Source organism: Brevundimonas sp. EU05-FHT14B11 (assembly GCF_058790835.1).
On the sequence record NZ_JBYTCY010000003.1, the window covers coordinates 92,508 to 111,771 of the forward strand.

10 protein-coding genes are annotated in these 19,264 nt (G+C 70.0%); 6 read left to right on the forward strand and 4 right to left on the reverse strand.

Annotation, left to right across the window (positions count from 1 at the left end):
* Positions 1–226 precede the first annotated feature (226 nt).
* The 3 genes from AC3WRV_RS13675 to AC3WRV_RS13685 form a co-directional block, all read right to left on the reverse strand.
* Positions 227–670 (reverse strand): hypothetical protein, encoded by a 444-nt coding sequence (locus AC3WRV_RS13675; RefSeq protein ID WP_492313684.1) that lies wholly within the window; start codon positions 668–670, stop codon positions 227–229.
* A 126-nt stretch (positions 671–796) separates the two neighbouring features.
* Positions 797–7,768 carry an IPT/TIG domain-containing protein gene (locus tag AC3WRV_RS13680; RefSeq protein WP_492313685.1) on the reverse strand — a complete coding sequence of 2,324 codons (6,972 nt, stop codon included), beginning with the start codon at positions 7,766–7,768 and terminating at the stop codon, positions 797–799.
* Positions 7,769–7,919: 151 nt separating this feature from the next.
* A complete protein-coding gene (locus AC3WRV_RS13685) occupies positions 7,920–8,819 on the reverse strand; it encodes an SDR family NAD(P)-dependent oxidoreductase (protein ID WP_492313686.1) in 900 nt (299 codons plus the stop codon).
* Between the two features lie 190 nt (positions 8,820–9,009).
* On the opposite strand from AC3WRV_RS13685, the gene AC3WRV_RS13690 reads away from it, so the two are divergent.
* From AC3WRV_RS13690 to AC3WRV_RS13715, 6 genes are all read left to right on the forward strand, one after another.
* Positions 9,010–11,181 carry a TonB-dependent receptor gene (locus AC3WRV_RS13690; RefSeq protein ID WP_291837710.1) on the forward strand — a complete coding sequence of 724 codons (2,172 nt, stop codon included), beginning with the start codon at positions 9,010–9,012 and terminating at the stop codon, positions 11,179–11,181.
* 90 nt (positions 11,182–11,271) lie between these two features.
* The gene (locus tag AC3WRV_RS13695) at positions 11,272–12,861 is read left to right on the forward strand and encodes an AMP-binding protein (protein WP_492313687.1); all 1,590 of its coding nucleotides are present in this window, start codon (positions 11,272–11,274) and stop codon (positions 12,859–12,861) included.
* 67 nt (positions 12,862–12,928) lie between these two features.
* Positions 12,929–13,630 (forward strand): TetR/AcrR family transcriptional regulator, encoded by a 702-nt coding sequence (locus AC3WRV_RS13700; protein ID WP_291837720.1) that lies wholly within the window; start codon positions 12,929–12,931, stop codon positions 13,628–13,630.
* Entirely contained in the window at positions 13,627–14,871 is a 1,245-nt protein-coding gene (locus tag AC3WRV_RS13705) for a serine hydrolase domain-containing protein (RefSeq protein ID WP_492313688.1), read from the forward strand. Before AC3WRV_RS13700 ends, AC3WRV_RS13705 begins: the two co-directional genes overlap by 4 nt.
* A 34-nt stretch (positions 14,872–14,905) precedes the next feature.
* The gene (locus AC3WRV_RS13710; protein WP_492313689.1) at positions 14,906–16,219 is read left to right on the forward strand and encodes a spinster family MFS transporter; all 1,314 of its coding nucleotides are present in this window, start codon (positions 14,906–14,908) and stop codon (positions 16,217–16,219) included.
* Positions 16,219–17,859, forward strand: a complete 1,641-nt coding sequence (locus tag AC3WRV_RS13715; protein WP_492313690.1) for a carboxylesterase/lipase family protein — start codon at positions 16,219–16,221, stop codon at positions 17,857–17,859. Before AC3WRV_RS13710 ends, AC3WRV_RS13715 begins: the two co-directional genes overlap by 1 nt.
* On the opposite strand, the gene AC3WRV_RS13720 is transcribed toward AC3WRV_RS13715, so the two are convergent.
* A complete protein-coding gene (locus tag AC3WRV_RS13720) occupies positions 17,856–19,217 on the reverse strand; it encodes a DUF6880 family protein (RefSeq protein ID WP_492313691.1) in 1,362 nt (453 codons plus the stop codon). The genes AC3WRV_RS13715 and AC3WRV_RS13720 overlap by 4 nt on opposite strands.
* Positions 19,218–19,264 lie beyond the last annotated feature (47 nt).

Sequence of the window (19,264 nt, forward strand, 5' to 3'; positions counted from 1 at the left end):
CCATGGCCAGGAATCCCAAAATGAGGCGTTTGCGTACGCCTTGATCGTTTTGACTGCCGGGGCCGGCGAACAGGCGCTTTCAACTGCTCTATGCTTCGGGCGCCCTTCAGGCAGACATCCGACATTCCGAACTTCGGCTTTGCGCCAGATGCAGACACTGGTTTTGGTGCGCAAACCAGGAGCTACGCCGAGACGGACCTGTGCAATACCAGCGCGACCAACAGCGCTATTCGGCCGTATCCATCGCTTCGAGTCTTCGCCCCAGCCATTTCCGGATCGCGGAGGCGTCGCCCGATCTTGCGATATCGGTCAACTCCTCCTCACCCGCCCCAAGCAGGCTCCACTTTGTGCCGGCGAGATAGACCATTCGCTTGTCGATCAGCCATTTCGGCGGGCGTTGCCCGCCGTCCAGTTTCCTCTTGAAAATCTTCGCCAACGCATCGCGCGAGCCGTGGACCATCACCACCCCGTAGCAACTCCCCAGCCTTTCAGCGGTCTCCTCAAAGGCGCCGGCGCTCACGCGGAACCCGGCGATCAAACAGTCGTCCAATGTTCCGTCGATGCTGATCGTCGGGGGTTGAGACCCCGTCGCCGAGGCTCGCCCCGTCAACCGGGAACGCATCATTCCCACGTTCTCAAGCCGGACGGACCCGTCGCCCGTGATGGCCATCTCGCCCGATGCGGCTGAGGTCCTGGCGACGCCCCGCGCGCCCTGCGCAGCAGAAGGGCCGCCCCGTCGCCGGGGCGGCCCTCCGCGTTCGAGTGGATCAGGAACCGCCGAAACGGTCCCATCTCCCTACCAGTCGAACTTGACGCGGATCTCACCGCCGTGGCTCGAGCTCGCATCGCCGAAGGCGCCGCGGTAGCCGACCCCCAGCACCAGCCGGTCGTTGACCGACCAGTCAGCGCCCAGGTCGAGCCGCAGGCTGTCGCGCGACCAGGCGTCCAGCGGGACCAGGTAGGTCGGGCTGGCGGCCCAGTCGGCGTAGCGCACGCCCTGGTCGCCGATGTCCTCGAACTCGTGCGACCACTCGACCCGCGCCGACGGCCGCAGCTGGCCGAAGCGGCGGTTGTCGATCGTCCAGCGCCACGCCGCGCCCAGGTTGGCCGACAGGCTGTCCTGGTCCACCGCGTCCCAGGCCAGGGACGCCAGCCCCGCACCCGTCTCGGTGAAGCCGTCCAGCGAGATCGAGCGCGCATCGACGCGGGCGTAGATCTCACGGGTCTGACCGTCGCCGCGCAGAATGCGGCCGAAGGCGGCCGACACGAAGCGGGTGTCCCCCGACCGTTCGCCTTCGGCGTAGGCGTCCGGCTGGCCGCCGAGCCCGGCCGCCCAGCGGCGCGAGTCGAAGTCCAGGTTCGACCAGCCGATGACGCCGTCGATGTAGAAGGCCTCGGCCGGACGCCAGCTGGCGTACAGCGCCGCGGTCAGGCCGCTGCCGTTGGAGACCGAGCCCTGGTCGCCGATCTTGGTCTTGTCCTCGCCATAGCCCAGGCCGCCGCCCACGATCAGCTGATCGGAGACACGCACGTCGAGGCCGGCAGTGACGCCCTGGGTGGTGAAGCGGTAGTCGCGCTGGCCCTGCGCGTCCTGGCGACCCCAGTCCACCGAACCGGCGGTCCAGAAGCCGACCGACGAGCGACGGCCGGGTTCGGACGACGGCGGCGCGGCGCTGAGCCGGTCCGTGGTCGAGCTGACCGCGGCCGGTCCGGCCTGACGCCCGGCCCACAGGTCGAGGCCGAGCATGTCGCGGTCGCGGTCGTGGCCGATCGTATCCGGATCGATCGTTTCGCGCGCGCCCAGCTGACGGCGCAGGGCCGCGCGGGGATCGTTGTCGGCGTCGTTCTGGGCGCCGAAGCCGAGGCTCAGGCTGACGCCGTTGGACGATCCGTTGTCCCCGTCATGCAGGTCCTGCAGGCGGCGCTGGAAGTTGCTGATCTGGGCGTCGGCGAAGCGGCGGGCGGAGGTCACCTGACCGGTGGCCACCCCCCTGACCTCGGCGTCCTGCGACGGATCGGGGCGCGCCTCGACCGTCACCGCCAGGGTGCTGGCCGTCGTGCCCGCGGCGTTGGTCAGGGTGAAGCTGACCGTCGCCACGCCCGAGAAAGTCCCGGCCGGGGTGAAGGTCAGGTCCCAGTTCGCGCCGGAGCCCGTGATGGTCGCGGTTCCCGCCGTCGTCGGCGAGATCGAAACCACGGCCGCGCCGCTGAACGGGCCGCCGGGGACGGCGCTGATCCGGGTGGTGACCGGACGGCCCTGGACGGTCGTCGCCGTCAGCGCCTGGGCGCCGGGGACCAGGTTGGAGACCAGGTCGATCCGGCCCGCCGCCGACGCGCCGAACGGCAGGTCGATGACATAGTCCAGCGAGGTGGAGCCGCCGTTGGCGGCGCCCGGGTTGAAGACGATCGTGAGCCCGTTGACCGTCGCCACGCCGAAGGCCGGAGCGCGGGTGATGCGCAGCGCCTGGAACGGACCGCCCACTAGGCCGGCGGTCGGGGTGAAGGCGATGGTGCTGTTCGACGGCGTCGCCCCTTGCAGGTTCGGCGCCTTGCCCGCGACCTGGAAGGTGAAGGTCGCCGGCGCGGAGTCGCCGCCCGGTCCGAAGGCCACCACGGTCACGGTGTCCGTGCCCATGAAGTTGGCCGCCGGGGTGTAGACCAGCTGGTAGTCGCCGGGCGCGGCTTGCGGACCGTCGGCGCCCGCCGTCTGGGCCAGGGGCGCGCCGACGGTGGTGATGGACGCCGTGCCGTGCTGGCTGGTCGCGGTGATGCGGTAGCCGTCGATGACGCCGTTGCTCTGGCTGCCCAGATTGACGGTGACCGGTTGCGGCGGACCGTTGCCGGCGGGCGGCGTCGGCACCACCACCGGGGTGGTCGGCGGCGCGACGACCGGCGGCGGCGGGGTCGCCACCGTCAGCGACACCGTGGCCGGAGCCGAGGTCCCGCCGGGACCCGTCGCCGTATAGGTGAAGCTGTCCGGACCAAAGTAGCTCGCGGCCGGGACGTAGGTGGCCACGTCGCCCGCGATCGTGACCGCGCCGTGGGCGGGCGGGGTCGCGACGGCGATGGAGCCGTGCACGCCGCTGACCGCGCTCGACAGGTCGATCGCCGCGCCGGTGCTGTTGTAGCCGACGGCGACGCCGCTACGGCCCGAAACCGTCGGAGCCGGCGGATTGGCCACCGTCAGGCTGACGGTCGCAGGAGCCGAGGTTCCGCCGGGGCCGGTGGCCGTGTAGGTGAAGCTGTCAGCGCCGTAGTAGTTGGCGGCGGGCGCGTAGGTGACCACGTCGCCGGCGACCGTGACCGTGCCGTGGGCCGGCGGCGTGTCGATCGCGATGGAGGCGTGCACGCCGGTGATCGAGGTGGAGAGGTCGATCGCCGTACCGGCGCCGTTGTAGGCGACGGCGACACCGCTGCGGTTCGTCACGGCCGGAGCGGCGGGAGTCTCCACCGTCAGATGGACGAGGGCGACGTTCGAGGTCCCGCCCGGGCCGGTGGCCGTATAGGTGAAGCTGTCGATGCCGAAATAGCCGGCGGTCGGGGTGTAGGTGACCACATCACCGGCGATCGAGGTCGTGCCGTGCGCCGGAGGCGTGACCACCGCGATCGAGGTGTGGGCGCCGCCGCTGATCCAGACCGACAGGTCCAGGGGCGCGCCGGTGCTGTTGTAGGCCACCAGCCAGCCCGGCGCGTCGTCGGCGATGGGCGGGTTGGCGATGACGGCGAAGCTCTGCTGGACCTGGGCCGCGGCGTTCCAGTTGCTGTCGCCGGGCTGGTTGGCGTTGATGACGCAGGTTCCGGGGCTGGTGAAGGTCACCGACCCGCCCGAGAGCGCGCAGCCCGTGCTGGTTCCGTCGAGGCTGAGGTTGACGGTCAGGCCCGAGTTCGCCGTCGCCGTGACCGCATAGGCCGGACCGGCCACCACGGCGGACGGCGCCGTCGAGGTGAAGGCCAGGGTCTGCGAGCCTCTGGCGATGGTGACCGTGGTCACGCCGGTGTCGGCGGTGACCGGCGTCCCCTGGCTGTCGGTGACGCGGACGATGTAGCTGAACGAACCCGCCACGGTCGGCGTGCCCGAGACCACGCCGGTCGAGGTGTTCAGCATCGTACCGGGCACAAAGGCGCCGGCCGCGAGCGCGTAGGTGTAGGGCGCGACGCCGCCGCTGACGGTGTTGGCCTGGCTATAGTTCTGACCGACGACGAGGCCGGAGGCCGGGGCGGCCGTGATGACCAGATGGGCCGGAGTGACCGTGAAGCTGCGCGAGACCGAAGGCGCGGCGGCCCAGGTCGTGTCGCCGGGCTGTTCCGCCCGGATCGTGCAGGTCCCCGTCTGCAGCAGGGTCAGGCTGGTTCCCGACACGGTGCAGACCGCGGTGGTGTCCGAGAAGAAGCTCACCGACAGGCCCGAGCTCGCCGTCGCCGCCAGGGTCAGGGGCGAGGCCGAGAGCGAGGCGTTCCCCAGCGCATTGAAGGTGATGGTCTGGTCGCCGAGGCTGACCGTCAGGCTGACCGTGGCCGTGGCCGAGGTTCCGCCTGGGCCTGTCGCCGTGAAGGTGAAGCTGTCGGCGCCCGCATAGTTGGTGTCAGGCGTGTAGGTGACCACGTCGCCCGAGATGCTGGTCGAGCCGTGAGACGGACCCGACGCGACCGCGATGGTCGAATGGCTGCCCGAGATGGAGCCCGACAGGTCGATCGGCGTGGCGGTGTTGAAGGCGACCACGACGGCGCCGGGGTCGGTCACGGTCGGCGCCGCGGCATAGGTGTACTGGTCAGCGGCCGAGGTGGCGCTGGTCCCGCCCGTGGTGGTGACGGTGACGTCGTAGGTCCCCGCCGAGTTGGCCGGGGCCGTGGCGGTGATCTGGGTGTTGCTGTTGATGGTGTAGGTGGCGTCGGTCGCGCCGAACTTCACGGCGCCGGTTCCGGCCGCCGCCGCGAAACGCGTGCCGGTGATGACCACCGTCGTCCCGCCCGAGATCGGGCCCGCCGCCGGCGAGATCGCCGTCACCGTCGGCGCCGCGACATAGATATACCGGTCGGCCGCCGAGGTCGCGCTGGTCCCACCCGCCGTGGTGACGCGGATATCGATCGTCCCCGCCGCGCCGGCTGGAGCCGTGGCGGTGATCTGGGTGGCGCTGTCGACCGTGAAGCCGGTCGCCGCCGTGGCCCCGAAGGTGACGGCGGTGGCCCCGGTGAAGCGGGTTCCCGTGATGATCACCGAGGTCCCGCCCGCGGCCGGTCCCGCCGTCGGCGAGATCGCGGTCACCGTCGGCGCTCCGATATAGGTGAACTGGTCGGCGGCGCTGGTCGCGCTGGTTCCGCCGCCGGTGGTGACGCGGACGTCGACCGTGCCCGCCGCGCCGGCCGGAGCCGTGGCGGTGATCGAGGTGGCGCTGTTGAACGTAAAGCCGGTCGCCGAGGTGGCGCCGAAGGTGACCGCTGTCACCCCGGTGAAGTTGGTCCCGGTGATCGTCACCGACGTCCCGCCCGTGGCCGGTCCCGCCGTGGGCGAGATCGAGGTCACCGTCGGCGCGGGGACATAGGTGAACTGGTCAGCGGCGCTGGTCGCGCTGGTCCCGCCCAGGGTGGTGACGCGGACGTCGACCGTGCCGGTTCCCGCCGGAGCGGTGGCCGTGATCTGGGTGGCGCTGTTGACCGTGAAGCCGGTCGCGGCCGTGGCCCCGAAGGTGACGGCGGTGGCGCCGGAGAAGCGTGTGCCGGTGATCGTCACCGTCGTCCCGCCCCCGCTCGGTCCCGCCGTCGGCGAGATCGAGGTCACGGTCGGCGCTCCAACATAGGTGAACTGGTCTGCGGCGTTGGTCGCGCTGGTCCCGCCCACGGTGGTGACGCGGACGTCCACCGTGCCCGCCGCTCCGGCCGGAGCCGTGGCGGTGATCGAGGTCGCGCTGTTGACCGTGAAGCCGGTGGCCGCCGTGGCCCCGAAGGTGACGGCGGTGGCCGTGGAGAGATTCGTCCCGAAGATCGTCACCGTCGTGCCGCCGCCGGTCGGTCCCGCCGTCGGCGAGATCGAGGTCACGGTCGGCGCAGCGACATAGGTGTACTGGTCAGCGGCCGAGGTGGCGCTGGTTCCGCCCAGGGTGGTGACGGTGATGTCGTAAGTCCCCGCCGAGTTGGCCGGCGACGTGGCAGTGATCTGGGTGTTGCTGTTGATGGTGTAAGTCGCATTGGTCGCGCCAAACTTCACCGCGCCCGTGCCGGCCGCGGCCGCGAAGCCCGTACCGGTGATGGTCACGGTGGTCCCGCCGCCGGTCGGACCGGCCGTCGGCGAGACCGAGGTCACAGTCGGCGCGGTGACATAGGTGAACTGGTCGGCGGCGCTGGTCGCGCTGGTCCCGGCGCCCGTGGTGACACGGACATCGACCGTGCCCGCCGCGCCGGCCGGAGCCGTGGCGGTGATCGAGGTCGCGCTGTTGAAAGTGAAACCGGTGGCCGCCGTGGCGCCGAACGTGACCGCGGTCACCCCGGTGAAGTTGGCGCCGGTGAGCGTCACCGTCGTGCCGCCGCCGGTCGGGCCGGCGGTCGGGCTGATCGACGTCACAGTCGGAGGGGAATTGACGACCAGGGCGCCGGTGGTCGCCGTGCCTCCGGTGGCTCCCGTCGCCGAGACCACGCCGGTCGTATAGGTGTAGCTGCCCGTCGCGGTCGGCGTCACGGTCAGGGTGGACAGACAGCTGGCGCCGGCGGCGAGCGTTCCGCCGGACAGGCTGAATTCCTTGGTCCCGGAGTTGTAACTGGCCGTCGCGCTGGGGCAGTTGGTCGCCGGGGTGGAGCCGTTGACGTTCACCGGCAAGGCGGCGGCCGCGAGAGAGACCCCGGTCATCGGGGAGGCGGTCGGGTTGGTGATCGTGATCTGCAGCTGACGGCTGCTGCCCAGGTTGATGGGAGACGCGTTGAAGACCGCGCTGACCGTCGGAGGGGTCGCCACGTCGTCATTGACGATTGCGCCGATGCCTTGAGCGTCCGAGATCGTCGCATTCGTCGCGCCGCTGAGGTTCACGAAAAAGGTTTCGTTCGGCTCCGCCAGGGCGTCGCCGTTGGCCAGGACCGCGATGGTTTTCATCGTTTCGCCAGGTGCGAACGTCAGGACGCCGCTGACCGCGGTGTAATCGCTGCCGGCGGTCGCCGTGCCGTTCGCGGTGGCATAGTTGACGGTGACCGTGCTCGCACTGGCGGCCGACAGGAAGGCGGTGAAGGTGAAGGTCTTGGTCCCGGTATCGCCTTCGCTCTCGGACACATCGTTGATCGACAGGCTGGGCGGGGTCGGCGCCGAGCAACTGAGCGTGATGTTGACGGTGCTGTTACGCGCCGCGGGATTGGACCCCGTATTGTAGATCGTGTCGTCGTTCACGCCGACTTCGAAGAAGTCACCGGCAGCGATGTTCGAGAAGGTGAAGGATCCCGACCCGCTGACCGCGGTCGAATCCTCGACGGATTCAGGGGCGAATTGGAAGCCGCTGTTCTGGCTGTACAGGATGTAGACGTAAGCGCCCTTGGTGTTTCCCGACCAGGAATAGGTCACGACCTCACCGTTCGCGAGCGGCTGGCTCGCGAAGTCGGTGAACTTGTCGGTGCCGTTGCCCGCGCCATCGACGGTGAAGGTTCCACCCAAGGCATTGATCGCACTGCACCCGGCCGAAAGGGCGAACGCGGCCGACGGCGCGGCCAGCGCCACCAAGGCCACGACCACCGTCAGCAGCGCGCGCGCGTAGACGCCCGCGCGGCCGAAGACCGACTTCACAATACCGAACATCTCTGACTTCCCCCGGGTCCGCCGCGAGCGCGACGGGTCAAGCTTCACCGGCAAAAATGACGGCGAAGCTTGGCCTTTATATTAAGGCGCCGTTAACGCCTACGCCCAGGAATCCCAGAATTCATCGCGGGCGTACCAAGGTTCCCGGATGTCAGGCCGCATCGAGCGCGCCGACCACCGCACGATCAGGATGGCCGATCTCGTGGGTGTACTGGGCGGCGCCGGATTCGGGGACCTGTTCCTCGGTCCGGTCGGCGATGCGAGCCCACTGCGCCTGAATCTGCTCGGCGGCGTCGGGGGCGTCGCCGACATGGACGCCCCGCGTCATCGTGATGTGCGCCTGCTCGAAGGCCCCCGCCCCCGCCAGCAGGATGGTGCGGGTCGGCGCGCTCTCGGCGGCCAGGGCGACCACGCCCGGGCTGACCAGGTCGGTCGAGAGGCCCTTGAGGTCATCGTCGGAATAGAGGCCCTCGGTCATCCGCGTCGCCGCGCTGGGGGCCAGGCAGTTGACGCGGATGTCGAACTTGCGGCCTTCCAGCGCCAGGGTCTGCATCAGCCCGACCAGCGCCATCTTGGCCGCGCCGTAGTTGGCCTGGCCGAAGTTTCCGTACAGGCCCGACGACGAGGTGGTGAAGATCACCCGCCCGTAGCCCCTGTCGCGCATGTGCGGCCAGGCGGCCTTGGTCAGGTTGACCGATCCCATCAGGTGCACGTCCACCACCAGGGCGAAATCGTCCAGATCCATGTTGGCGAACGTGCGGTCGCGCAGGATGCCGGCGTTGTTGACCAGGATATCGATCCGGCCCCAGCGCTCGACCACGCCCGCGACCATGGCGAAGACGCCCTCGCGGTCGGTGACGCTGCACGTCCAGGGAACGGCCTCGCCGCCCGCGGCCGTGATCTCGGCGGCGACCGCGTCGCACGCGGCGGCCGACAGATCGTTGACCACCACCCTGGCGCCGTGGCGGGCCAGGGCGATGGCGTGGCTGCGGCCCAGGCCGCCGCCGGCGCCCGTGACGATGGCCACCCGGCCCTTGAGATCGATGGTCATGCTGGTCTCCCCGACTGTTCCGGACATCGCCGCTGTCGCCCGGCTCCGGGCGGTCGCACTCTGATGATCCTGACCGAAAGGTCAATGTTCACTAGCCGGCGAGTGAGGATTGACGACGACTTGAATCGGTGAGACGGTCATGGTCACGGCGCCGTCAGAGCGCCCGAGGAAACATCGAGGGAGGAAGACCATGGGGCGCAAGCTCTGGCTGACGACATCCGCCGCCGTCCTGCTGTGGGCCGGAGCCGCGCAGGCTCAGGACGCCACGCCCCAATCCACCGACCAGCAGGCCGACGTCGCCTCGCTGGGCGAGGTGGTGGTCACCGCCGAACGGCGCACGACCAACCTTCAGGAAACCGCCGTCGCGGCCACCGTGCTGTCGGGCGAAAGCCTGGACGACCGCGGCGTCTTCTCGTTGGAGCAGCTGCAATTCGTGGCCCCGTCCACGACGGTGCAGAACTTCGGCCAAGGCAATTTCTTCAACGTGCGCGGCATCGGCAAGTCGGAGCCCACCACCGCCATCGGCGTGGGCGTGACCACCTATCGCGACGGCGTGCCGGTCTTCCCCGGCTACTTCCAAACCGAGCCCTATTACGACATCGGCGCGGTCGAGCTGCTGCGCGGACCGCAGGGCACCTTCGCGGGCACCAACGCCACGGGCGGCGCGGTCTTCATCACCTCGCGCAACCCCGACTTCTCGGGCGTGAACGGCTATGTGATGGGTCAGGTCGGCAACTACGACAACCTGAAATTCCAGGGCGCGGTGAACGTGCCGATCACCGACACCCTGGCCGCCCGCTTCGCCGTCAACAGTGAGCAGCGCAGCAGCTTCCACGAGATCACCGGTCCCTATAAGGGCAGCCCCGGCGACGTGGACATGAACAGCGTCCGCGCCAGCTTCCTGTGGACCCCGACGCCGGCCCTGCGGGTGCTGCTGAAGGGCGACTACAACAGCCTGGACTTCGGCGGCTATCCGGCCGACCCGGCGCTGGCGACCAACGATCCGTTCAAGATCACCGCCAACGGCCCCCACTCCGGCAAGGACGTGACGGCGCGCGTGTCGCTGAACGTCAGCTACGTCTTCGACAACGGGATCACCCTGCGGTCGATCACCGGCTATCAGGACGGGATCAGCGAGTTCTCGACCGACCTGGACGGCACCAGCGCGCTGAACAACACCTTCTATGACCGCGTAGAGGAAGACGTCTGGTCGCAGGAGATCAACCTGGTCTCGCCCGACAACCAGCGCCTGACCTGGCTGCTGGGCGCCTTCTGGCAGCAGGACAACGTCACCTTCCCGGTCACCACCTTCCCGCAGGGCGCCTATCACGTCGGCTTCCCCGAGGGCGTGGTCGACTACTACATCTTCGGCGAGACGCCGAAGGAGACCACCGCGGTCTTCGGCCAGGTCAGCTACGACATCTCGGACCGGCTGCAGATCCAGCTGGGCGCGCGCTGGTCGGAAAGCACCTCGCGCAACGACAACGTCTACACGACCTATCCGGCGTTCGGCCTGACCCTGCTGCAGAACGACGAGGTCACCGCCGAGAAGACGACCGGCAAGCTGAGCCTCAACTACAAGATCGACGACAACAACTTCGTCTACGGCTTCGTCGCCACCGGCTTCAAGATGGGCGGGCTGAACGCGCCGAACTTCTATGTCCCGGCCAGCTCCTTCGGGCCGGAAGACGTGATCGACTACGAGCTGGGCTGGAAATCGACCCTGTTCGGCGGCCGGGTCCGCACCCAGCTGGGCGCCTACTACATGACCTATGAGGGCTTCCAGGTCGTCGTCGGCGATCCGGCCGTCCCGCTGTTCAGCTCGATCGTCAACGTCGCGGACGAGACCGTTCTGATGGGCGTCGAGGCCTCGGCCCAGGTGCGCGTCGACGACTGGACCGTGGATGTCGGCGCCGCCGTCTCCAAATCGGAGCTGGGCGAGTTCTACGCCGCCGACCCGCGTGTCGCGCGCAGCGGCACGTGCAACGCCACCACCGGTCCGGCGACCGCCAACTGCCTCAACCTGGATGGCAACACCCAGAGCTATGCGCCGGAGTTCACCTTCAACATCGGCGTCCAGTATGATTTCCAGCTGCCGAACGGCGCGACCCTGTCGCCCCGCATGGACTACGCCCACATCGGCGAGGCCTGGACCTCCATCTTCAACAACCGGGCCCTGGGCGACCGGCTTGAAGCCCGCGACCTGGTCAACCTGATGCTCAGCTACAAGACCGACGACTGGACCGTCGCGGCCTATGCGCACAACGCGACCGACCAGACCTACATCGCCGCCGTCAACGCGGGCCTGCGCTACGCCGGGCCGCCGCGGCAGTTCGGCATCAACCTGATGAAGACCTTCTGAGCCTGACGCCGGGGCGGCGGCCGAAGGTCGCCGCCCCGCCCCCTTCGCCGGTCCGCCGGCCCCTGTAACTGTCTGGAATTTCGCTTCAGGATGATCGGCTCGCTCCCCGGCCCCATGCAAGACTATGCGCTGACCGTGGACCGCTTCCTGGATCACGGCGCCAAATGGCACGGCGAGGCGCGGGTGATCACCGCCGGCGTCGACGGCCCGGACTCCCTCCTCGGCTACGCCGCCCTGCGCGAGCGCGCCAACCGCCTGTCGGGCGCCCTGCTCGACCTCGGCCTGGCGCCCGGCGAGCGCATCGCCACCCTGGCCTGGAACACCCAGCACCATGTCGAGGTCTGGTACGGCGCCATGGGCGTCGGCCTGGTCTGCCACACCCTCAATCCCCGCCTGACGGTCGCCCATCTGGCGGCGATGATCGTGCAGGCCGAAGACCGCGTGCTGGCGGTCGGCGCCGGACTGCGGGACATGGCCGAGGCCCTGCTGGCCGCCTGCCCCTGCCTTGAACACCTGATCCTGCTGGACGGCGATGCGGCGGAGGCCGGACGCGCGGACGTCAGCGAGCTGGAGACCCTGCTGGCCGAGCGCGGGCGTCCGGTCGAGTGGGGCCGGTTCGATGAGACGGCGCCGGCGGGCCTGTGCTTCACCTCGGGCACCACGGGCGCGCCCAAGGGCGTCGTCTACACCCACCGCTCCAACTATCTGCACACCACCCGCGCCCTGCAGGCGGACGCCATGGCCCTGACGGCCGACGACGCCGTGCTGGTGGCCGTGCCCATGTTCCACGCCAACGCCTGGGGCCTGCCGTTCGCGGCGCCTGCGGTGGGGGCCGACCTGGTCCTGCCAGGCCGGGTCACGGACGGCGCCAGCCTGGCCCGGCTGATCGACCGGCATCAGGTGACCGTCGCCGTCGGCGTGCCGACCGTCTGGCTGGGCCTGCTGGATCATCTGGACGCCACCGGCGCCGAGACCCACAGCCTGGAGCGCATCATCATCGGCGGCTCCAGCTGCCCCGACAGCCTCCTGCAGCGGATGGAACGCCGGTTCGGCGCGACGGTGCAGACCAGCTGGGGCATGACCGAACTGTCGCCGCTGGGCGCCATCTCGCCGCGCAGCCGCCGACCGGGCGCCGCGCGTGGATCGGGCCGCCCGCCCATGGGCCTGGACCTGCTGCTGACCGACGCCGAGGGCGCCCCCCTGCCCGACCAGCGCAACGTGGTCGGCCATCTGAAGGTGAGGGGCCAGAGCGTCTTGAACCGCTATTTCGGCGCGGCCGAGGCCGCCATCGACGCGGGCGGCTGGTTCGACACCGGCGACCTGGCCATCCTGGACGACACGGGAAACCTGACGCTGGCGGGGCGGTCCAAGGACCTGATCAAGTCGGGCGGCGAATGGATCAATCCGGTCGAGATCGAGGAGATCGTCGGCGCCCTGCCCTCCGTCGGACTGGTGGCCGTGATCGGCCGATCCGATCCGAAATGGGGCGAGCGTCCCCTGATGGTGATCGAACCCGCCCGCGGACAGACCATCGACGACGCCGATCTGAAGGGCGCGTTGAAGGGTCAGGTCGCCGACTGGTGGATCCCCGAGCGGATCGTGCGCGTGACGGCTATGCCTCTGGCGGCCACGGGCAAGATCAACAAGGCCGTGCTTCGCGCCACCTATGGAGGCGCATAGGATGACCGCCGTCTCCATCGAGTCGGCGTTCTACCGTGGCGCGCCGGACCGCCTTGAGGTTCCGCCTATGACCACCCCGCCCCGCCAGCCGCGCCGCAAGGCAGAGCAACGCGCCGAAAGCCTGGAGCAACTGCTCGACGCGGCCGAGGAACTGTTCTCGCAGCATGGCTTCTATGGGGTGACGATCAAGGACATCGCCGACAAGGTCGGGGTCCATAAATCGCTGATCCACTACTATTTCACCGACAAGCAGGAGGTGTTCGACAAGGTCATGGCGCGCCGGGCGCCCGTGACCAGTGGACGCCGCATGGAGGCCCTGGACGCCTATGAGGCGGCGGCAGGCGGCAAGCCGACGGTCGAGGGCGCCCTGCGCGCCTTCCTGGATACCGACCTGGACACCTACTCGAACGGCGGCGACGGATGGCGGCATTTCGGCGCCCTCAGCGCCCAGATCAACAATACCCCCGCCTGGGGCGCCGAGGTCATGGACCGGCTGTTCGACCCCGTCGTGCTGCGCCTCATCGGCCTGCTGCGGCAGGCCCTGCCGGACGCGACCGAGGAAGACCTGTTCTGGGGCTATCACTTCGTCACCGGCGCCCTGACGCTGAGCCTGGCCCGCACAGGCCGGATCGACCACCTGTCGGGCGGCAAATGCCGGTCCGACGACTTCGAGGCGATCAAGGAGCGGATGGCCTCCTTCATGGCCCACGGCTTCATCGGCATCTGCCACGACCGCGCGGCGGAACGGCGAAAGCAGACGCGCGAATGACCGGCGGCCTTCCGTTCGCATCGGATCCCGAGACCCTCGGCTTCGACTCCGCCCGTCTCGCCGACCTCGACGCCTATATGGCGGGCATGGTCGAGGCGGGGCTGGTGGCGGGGACCTCCACCCTGCTGATGCGCCACGGACAGGTCGCCGCCTTCACCACCTTCGGCCACGCCCGGCTGGGCGATGCGGCGCCGCTGAGCCGCGACGCCATCTTCCGCATCTACTCCATGACCAAGCCGGTGACCGGCGTGGCCATGATGATGTTGTTCGAGGAAGGCCGTTGGCGCCTCGACGATCCGGTTACGGACTATCTGCCCGAGCTGAAGGGCCAGAAGGTCTATGCCGGCCTCGCCGAGGACGGCGCCATGCTGACCGAGGACGCCCTCCGGCCGCCCACGATGCGTGAGCTGATGAGCCACACCACCGGGCTCGGCTACGGCCTGTTCGACGTGCATCCGGTCGAGCGCGCCTATCGCGAGGCGGGCGTCATGATGGCCCACGGCTATCAGGACCTTGTCGAGCGCGCGGCGAGGATCCCGCTGATGTTCCAGCCGGGAACCGAGTGGTTCTACTCCATCGCCACCGACCTGCAGGCGCTGGTGGTCGAACGGCTGTCGGGCCAGACCTTCGGCGAGTTTCTCCGCACCCGGATCTTCGCGCCGCTGGGCATGGTCGACACCGGCTTCCAGGTCCCCGCCGACCAGGGTCACCGGCTGGCCGAGATGTACTGCGACGACGGCGCGGGCGGACTGAAGGTCGCCGCCGACGCCTTCGACATGCCGATCAACGACTACACCCGCCCGCCCCGGTTCGAGGGCGGCGGCGGAGGTCTGGTCTCGACCGCGACCGACTACGCCCGCTTCTGCCAGATGATCCTGAACCGGGGCGAGCTGGACGGCGTTCGCATTCTGAAGCCCGAGACCATCGACCTGATGGCGACCAACGTCATCCCCGACGCCGTCCTGAACACATACAACCCGCTGCGTCTGCTGCCCTTCAGCCCAGCCCTGACCTTCGGGCTCGATTTCGCCATCACCGAGGACCCGAAACGGCTGGGCCTCGGCGAAGGCAAAGGCACGCTGAGCTGGGGCGGCGGCGGCGGGACCTGGTTCTGGATCGACCCCGAGAACGACATCGTCTTCGTCGGCCTGATCCAGCGGATGGCCGATCCGGTGAGCAACGAGTTCCGCGCCAAGGCCCGCGGCTTCACCTACGCCGCGCTGACCCATCCCGAAAAATAGACGGGCCCTCAGGCCCGCATCCGAGGAAACGAGAATGAGTGCGACACTGATCGAATCCGGAGATCCTCCCGCCGCCAAACCGTCGGTGGGACGGCCCGCCTGGGTCGCCCTGGGCGTGCTGTGGTTCGTCTATGTGCTGAACTTCCTGGACCGGCAGCTGCTGTCGATCCTGGCCAAGCCGATCCAGGACGCCCTGCACATCACCGACGGACAGCTGGGCCTGCTGGGCGGGCTGTATTTCGCATTCTTCTACTGCTTCATCGCCATCCCCGTGGGCTGGCTGGCGGACCGGACCAACCGGGTTTGGGTGGTGTCCGTCGCCTGCGGAATCTGGAGCGCGGCGACCATCGCCTGCGGCCTGTCGCGCAGCTTCGGCCAGCTGGCCGTGGCGCGCATGACCGTGGGCTTCGGCGAGGCGGGCGGGGTGCCGCCGTCCTACGCCATCATCACCGACTACTTCCCGCCCGGCCGTCGCGGCATGGCGCTGGGCATCTACAATCTGGGGCCGCCCGTCGGCGCGGCGCTGGGCATCGCCTTCGGCGCGTCGGTGGCCGCCGCCTTCAGCTGGCGTGACGCCTTCATCGCCATCGGCGCGGTCGGCCTGGTCGTCGCCGCCGCCACCCCCTTCCTGGTCAAGGAGCCCCGGCGCGGCGGACTGGACCGGGCGCCGGACGCCGCGGCCCCGCCCCGAGCCGGCTTCTGGGCCACGGTGAGGATGTTCTTCTCCACACCGACCCTGGTGCTGGCCTCGCTGGGCAGCGGCGTGACCCAGATCGTCACCTACGGCCTGGGCAATTTCGCCGTGCTGTTCCTGATGCGCGAGAAGGGGATGACCCTGAACGACGTGGCCCTGTGGTACGCGCTGGTGGTGGCCATCGGCATGGGCGGCGGCATCTTCGCCTCCGGATGGCTGATTGACCGCTACACGCGGCGGTCCAAGAAGGCCTACGCCCTGCTGCCGGCCATCTCGCTGTCGCTGGCCCTGCCGCTCTACGTCGCCTTCGTCTGGGCGCCGTCGTGGCCGCTGGCGCTGGTGCTGATGCTGGGTCCGAACTTCCTGAACTACTTCTACCTGTCGTCCTCGGTGGCGCTGGTGCAGGAGGAGGTGAAGCCCAATCAACGCGTGATGTCCGGAGCCCTGCTGCTGCTGGTGATGAACTTCATCGGCATGGCCGTGGGTCCGACCTATGTCGGCGCGGCCAGCGACTTCTTCCGCGCGGCGCACCCGGAGAACTCGCTGCAGATCGCGCTCTACACCCTGATTCCGGTCTATCTGGTGGCGATCAGCCTGTTCCTGTGGCTGGCAAGGGTGCTGGGCCGCGACACCTCCAGAACGGGAGCCGCCTGATGATCTCCAAACTCCTCGCCGCCGGCGCGGCGCTCGCTCTGCTGGCCGGCGCCTCCACCGGCTCGGCCCAGACCGCACCCGTCGTCACCGCCCCCGCGGGCGCCGTGCGGGGCGCGGCGGAGGGCGACATCCTCGGCTTCAAGGGCATTCCCTACGCCGCGCCGCCGGTCGGGGATATGCGCTGGCGTCCGCCTGCCCCCGCCGCCGGCTGGGAAGGCGTCCGCGACGCGACCCAGTACGGCGCCGCCTGCATCCAGCCGACGCCCTTCGTCCAGTCGATCTATTCGGCCGACCTGGGCCGGACCAGCGAGGACTGCCTGACGCTGAACGTCTGGACCCCGTCCGCCGCCGGCAAGGCGCCGGTGATGGTGTGGATCCACGGCGGGGCGCTGGTTACCGGCTCCAGCAAGGAGACGTTGTACGACGGCGTCCGGCTGGCCCGCGAAGGCGTGGTGGTGGTCTCGATCAACTACCGGCTGGGCGTGCTGGGCTGGCTGGCCCACCCGGACCTCAGCGCCGAAAGCCCGGCGCACATCTCGGGCAACTACGGTCTGATGGACCAGGTCCGCGCCCTGCAGTGGGTGCGCGACAACATCGCGGCCTTCGGCGGCGATCCGGACAACGTCACCATCGCGGGCGAATCCGCCGGGGGCCTCAGCGTCCTGTATCTGATGACCTCGCCGCTGGCGCAGGGCCTGTTCGACCGGGCCATCGCCCAGAGCGCCTACATGATCTCGACGCCCGAGCTGAAGACGGCCCGCTTCGGCGCGCCGTCGGCGGAGGACGCGGGCGCGGCCCTGGCGCGCACGCTCCAGGCGCCCAGCCTGCGCGTGCTGCGCGGCATGGATCCGCAGACGCTGACCGACCGCGCGGCCATGGGCGGCTTCGCCACCTTCGGCGCGGTCGACGGCGTCGTCCTGCCCGCCCAGCTGGTCGATGTGTTCGACCGGGGGCGCCAGGCCAAGGTTCCGGTGCTGACCGGCTTCAACAGCGGCGAGATCCGCTCGCTGCGCATGCTGGCCCCGCCGGCGCCGAGCGGAGCGGCCGACTATGAGCGGGTGATCCGCGAACGCTACGGCGACATGGCCGACGCCTTCCTGCGTCTCTATCCGTCGGCGGACATGGGCGAGAGCATCCTCGCGGCCAGCCGCGACGCCCTGTACGGCTGGACCTCGGAACGGCTGGTGCGTTCGCAGACGGCGGCGGGACAGTCCTCCTACCTCTATCTGTTCGACCACGGCTATCCGGCCGCCGACGAGGCGAACCTGCACGCCTTCCACGCCAGCGAACTGCCCTACATGTTCGGCAATCCGGCCCGCACGCCGCCGCGCTGGCCCAAGGTCCCGGACACGGCCGAGGAGACCCGGCTGTCGGACGCCATGGTCGGCTACTGGACCAGCTTCGTCCGGGACGGCCGGCCCCGCGCGGCGGATGCACCGGCTTGGGCCGCCTATGGAGAGACCGGCGCCTATATCGCCTTCCGCGCCGCGCCCGAGCCCGGGACCGGCCTGTTCCCCGGCATGTTCGACCTGCACGAACAGACCATGTGCCGCCGCCGCGCCGCCGGGACCATCGGCTGGAACTGGAACACCGGCCTGGCCTCGCCGCCGATGCCTCCGGCCGCGGCAGGCTGCGACTAGCGGCGCGGGGGCCTGTAGGTCCCCATGTCGGTCCTGAGACCGGCGACGAAGGCGGCATGGCCCTCGTCGCCGGCTTCGGCCGCGAGGCTTTCGGCCTCATGGACCAGTCCCTCGACTTCGTCGGTCATGCCCGAGCCCAGCCGGACCAGTGTCCGCGCCCGGGCCCGCAGCAGGATCAGCGCCGCCGCCGGATAGCGGGCGGACAGGCGCGACGCCCACAGGGCGATGTCCTCATGCCCGCCGCGCAATTCCCCACCGCGCGCCTCGATCATCTCCGCCGCCTCGCGCAGGGCGGGCCAGGTCATCAGGAAGGCCAGCCCCTTCACCGGGTCGAAATAGGCCGCCGCATGGGCGAAGGCGCGGTCCAGGGCAGGCACGTCCTCGAAGTCGGGCAATCGGGCGATGATGGCGCGCAGGGCGTCGGGAGACAGGGTGCGCTCGAACAGGATCCAGCGGGCCTGATCCGCCTCCTCGTCCCGCCCTTCGGCGTCCAGCACGGCGATCTCGGCCTCCAGCCATTGTTCCGGCGGCGGCGGCGCGGGCTCGGCCTTGCGGCCCCAGCGCGAAGGCGGCGGGGCGGCGGGACGCGAGGCCTCCAGCGCGGCGCGCGCCTCCTCCACTCGTCCGGCGGCGGCCAGCCGCGTGGCCATGACCGAGCCGACCTCGGGCCGATGGCGGTCGTCGTCGGGAATGGCGGCGATCCAGGCGTCCAGGTCGCCGCTGCGCTCCGCCAGCTTGCGCACCACCAGCGCCAGCCGCCCGGTCGGACGCGGCTTGCCCCCGGTCAGTTCGGCCAGCAGGCCGGAGGCCACCGCCGGGCTGAGGTCGCCCACGCCGCGCCCGATCCACGAGGCCCATTCCGATAGCCGGGTCGCCAGGGCGTCGGCCAGGATCGGCACGGCGCCCTGCGGCCCCAGCGCCGAGGCCAGCGTCGCCAGCTCGCCGGTCGCGCCGTCGAACAGCACGGCCAGCTCCCCCTTGGGGTCCTTCACCCGCACGGCGAGGCCCGGATAGAGGTCGAACCACGCGACCATGCGGTCGAAGGCCAGCCGGGCGTCCAGCTCGGCCAGCCGGTCGACGATCATGCGGCGCAGGCTCTGCAGGTCGCGCACCAGTTCGGGCCGCTTGCGCCAGGACACCCGCACCCGGCTGTCGCCCAGGGCGGTCAGCCGCTTGTCCAGCTCCAGCGCCAGGTCGGGCGCCCCGACCTCGCCGGCCAGCTCCATGCGCAGCCGCCGCTTCCACAGGGCGTCGCCGCCCGCGACCTCCATCAGCAGCCCGGCCAGCCGGTCGGCGCCGAGCACCGACAGATTGGCGGCGGACAGGGTTTTCTTCGGGGGAGTCGGGCGCTTGGCCATGCCGTCTTCTAGGGCTTCCGGTGAAGCCGAACAAACGCCGCTTGCGT

Bases quoted from the DNA above. Each gene is read 5' to 3' on its own strand.
- AC3WRV_RS13675 (WP_492313684.1), bottom strand. From the start codon at position 670: ATGGCCATCACGGGCGACGGGTCCGTCCGGCTTGAGAACGTGGGAATG.
- AC3WRV_RS13680 (WP_492313685.1), bottom strand. From the start codon at position 7,768: ATGTTCGGTATTGTGAAGTCGGTCTTCGGCCGCGCGGGCGTCTACGCG.
- AC3WRV_RS13685 (WP_492313686.1), bottom strand. From the start codon at position 8,819: ATGACCATCGATCTCAAGGGCCGGGTGGCCATCGTCACGGGCGCCGGC.
- AC3WRV_RS13690 (WP_291837710.1), top strand. From the start codon at position 9,010: ATGGGGCGCAAGCTCTGGCTGACGACATCCGCCGCCGTCCTGCTGTGG.
- AC3WRV_RS13695 (WP_492313687.1), top strand. From the start codon at position 11,272: ATGATCGGCTCGCTCCCCGGCCCCATGCAAGACTATGCGCTGACCGTG.
- AC3WRV_RS13700 (WP_291837720.1), top strand. From the start codon at position 12,929: ATGACCACCCCGCCCCGCCAGCCGCGCCGCAAGGCAGAGCAACGCGCC.
- AC3WRV_RS13705 (WP_492313688.1), top strand. From the start codon at position 13,627: ATGACCGGCGGCCTTCCGTTCGCATCGGATCCCGAGACCCTCGGCTTC.
- AC3WRV_RS13710 (WP_492313689.1), top strand. From the start codon at position 14,906: ATGAGTGCGACACTGATCGAATCCGGAGATCCTCCCGCCGCCAAACCG.
- AC3WRV_RS13715 (WP_492313690.1), top strand. From the start codon at position 16,219: ATGATCTCCAAACTCCTCGCCGCCGGCGCGGCGCTCGCTCTGCTGGCC.
- AC3WRV_RS13720 (WP_492313691.1), bottom strand. From the start codon at position 19,217: ATGGCCAAGCGCCCGACTCCCCCGAAGAAAACCCTGTCCGCCGCCAAT.